Source organism: Anaplasma bovis, from assembly GCF_036903315.1.
Classification (GTDB): domain Bacteria; phylum Pseudomonadota; class Alphaproteobacteria; order Rickettsiales; family Anaplasmataceae; genus Anaplasma; species Anaplasma bovis.
This window is the reverse complement of record NZ_JAWLNY010000084.1, coordinates 1-2,668: the sequence shown is the minus strand read 5'-3', so window position 1 is coordinate 2,668 and position 2,668 is coordinate 1. Positions and strand designations below refer to the sequence as shown.

Annotated in this window: 2 protein-coding genes; both read left to right on the top strand. The window is 42.7% G+C overall.

The annotated features are described in order from the left end of the window. Window positions 1-344 precede the first annotated feature (344 nt). Window positions 345-2,090: a membrane protein insertase YidC gene (gene yidC, locus R4I06_RS04620; protein ID WP_334414416.1), complete on the top strand. Its 1,746-nt coding sequence runs from the start codon at window positions 345-347 to the stop codon at window positions 2,088-2,090. 14 nt (window positions 2,091-2,104) lie between these two features. Continuing rightward, the gene (locus tag R4I06_RS04615; protein WP_334414415.1) at window positions 2,105-2,551 is read left to right on the top strand and encodes a 6,7-dimethyl-8-ribityllumazine synthase; all 447 of its coding nucleotides are present in this window, start codon (window positions 2,105-2,107) and stop codon (window positions 2,549-2,551) included. Window positions 2,552-2,668 lie beyond the last annotated feature (117 nt).

Genomic DNA, 2,668 nt, shown 5'->3' with positions numbered 1-2,668 from the left:
GCTATGAGGGTAAAGAGTATTATCCGCAGCAAGTCCTTACCTTTGCTGAACATTTCTCCTGTCCACTTTCTGGCTTCTCCTTCGGGGATTTGACTCCGAAGCTTTTCTCAATTTCTTCATAACTACCACTACTCCTTTTTACTCTCTTTCTTTCATTTATATACTCATTCCCATTTATTGTCCTGACCTCGGGAAATTGCTAGAAATTGGCTCAGACCCTGGAGTTTCATTAGCCAGATCCGTATTGCATTGCTCTATATTATATGGTAGCCTGACACGTTGCCGTGTGCAGTTGGCGTTGCCTTTATATCACTCTGCTTCGAATCCTTTGTTAATTGTTTTATATGTCAGAAGTTCGTAATTTGGTATTGGCTGTTATAGCGTCTGTACTCATAATGCTTGGATGGAAGTTTGTACAGGACAAGCTATTCAAAACCTCAGTACCCGTGGAAGATGTGATGGAAACAGAGGACTCTCTTATTCCTGACGTTGTTGATATAGTGGATTATGAGTCAAGAGAGGACATTACGAAGAGGGTACCAAGGGTTAAGTTTGGGAATTCAAGTGTGGAAGGATCGGTTGCCCTTGTGGGGGGAATATTGGATGATCTATCATTGTCGAAATACAAAGTTAGCATAGATAATGACTCTCCTAATGTCCATTTAATGTCGCCTGAAGGAACTGCTGACAGCTCTATGGTGGAATTCGGCTGGATAGATATCGAACACAAAATCAAAACCCCTTCTAGGGACTCTATATGGAGCTTAGAAGAATCTGAATCCCATGACGACGGGGTAAAGAGCGATTTTTCTATGTTCTGGGACAATGGCGAAGGAGTAGTATTCAGACTTAAGTTTGCTTTAGATGATAGTTATGTATTTACAGTGCTGCAGGAAGTAGAAAACAACACCGGGAAAGAGTTGCATCTTGCGCACTATGGAAGAATAAATCGTGCATACGATACGTCTGCTAAGTCTCACTGGATATCGCATGAGGGTGTAGTAGCCAACTTTGGAGATGGATTGCGTGAATGGAATTATAAAGATCTAAAGAGCTCGCACAGTATCAAGGAAAAGGGAATTCTTAAGGAATATGGAGAGCGCTCCTGGATAGGATTTGCGGACAAGTATTGGTTTTCTGCCCTTATATCAGAGAACACATCGAAGAATATCAAGACGGGTGTGCCTATATTTCGTGCTCAGCATGTCCGCAAGGGGGATGAAGACCGTTTTCAGGTTGATTTTAGTAAAACCTATGAGGTAATTGCGCCACGTAGCGTTGCTTCAGCTGTTTCCCATGTTTTTGTGGGGGCAAAAGAATTAGACCTGCTTGATACATATAAAAGCAAGATGAGTCTTCCATTATTTGACAAAGCAGTAGACTTTGGAATGTTATATTTCATAACTAAGCCGGTCTTCTTGTTATTGCAGTGTTTCAACAAAATCTTCGGCAATTTTGGGTTAGCGATCGTGATGCTCACAGTCGCTATCAAGCTCTTGTTGTTGCCTATATCTGCCAAGTCTTGTATTTCCATGTTTAAGCTCAGGAAGCTGCAGCCGGAGGTTGAGAGAATCAAGGAATTGTATAAAGCTGATAATCTGCGGGCTAGCAAGGAAATTGCAGCATTATTTAAGAAGCACAAGGTTAGTCCTATATCGGGCTTTCTACCGATAATTGCGCAGATACCGGTGTTTTTTGCGCTATACAAGGTTCTATTCGTCACTATAGAAATGCGCCATGCTCCGCTGTTTGCCTGGATTAAGGATCTCTCTAATTACGATCCTGCCAATGTACTGAACTTATTCGGGCTGCTGCCATTTCATCCCCCCATATGCATTGGGGTTATGCCTATCTTGTTGGGGATTACGATGATAGTGCAGCAAAAGCTACACCTTAAGGACAGTGTGGGCTCTCAAGACCCGTATGGAATAATGAAGTTTTTGCCATATGTGTTCATATTCATATTCTCGTCTTTTCCGTCTGGGCTTGTGTTATACTGGATATGCAGCAACGTTTTGACTGTTGCGCAGCAGCTGCTTATACGCAAAATTATGTATAGAAGCAACGTTACCGTTGGGAGTTCCGCGTAGATATGGTGTGCGATATGTATAGTAACTTGAGTGTTCTTATCGTTGTGGGAGACTTTTACAAAGAAATCTCGCAAATGTTAATTGAGGGCGCAACGGCAAAGTTGAAGAGTGCAAGTTCTGCTATTAAACAGGAAATTATTAGGGTACCTGGCTCTTTTGAGATACCCCCTGCGTTATCGTTCGCCATAATGAGTGATAGAGAGTCCTACGATGGATATATCGCCCTTGGTTGCATTATTAAAGGCGCAACGCAACACAATGAACATATTTCTAGAGCTATATATTCTTCCATTAGCGAGATAGCAACGCATCATGCGGTGCCTGTCGGTACTGGGATTATTACGGCTGACAATGGGGAAGAGGCCATGAAGCGGGCGAGTCCTACAGATCTGGACTATGGGGGTCGTGCAGCTTCGGCAATGTTAAGAATGATAGAGTTATACAAAAGGTTTTTGGGCTAATATTATGGAAGAAGAAGTCAGTAACGATAGTGCATCTCCCTGGTATTCTGGTAGAACTGCTGCTAGGTTATTGGCAGTTCAGGGAGCGTATGCGACGCTGTTTTCAGAGTACTCGTG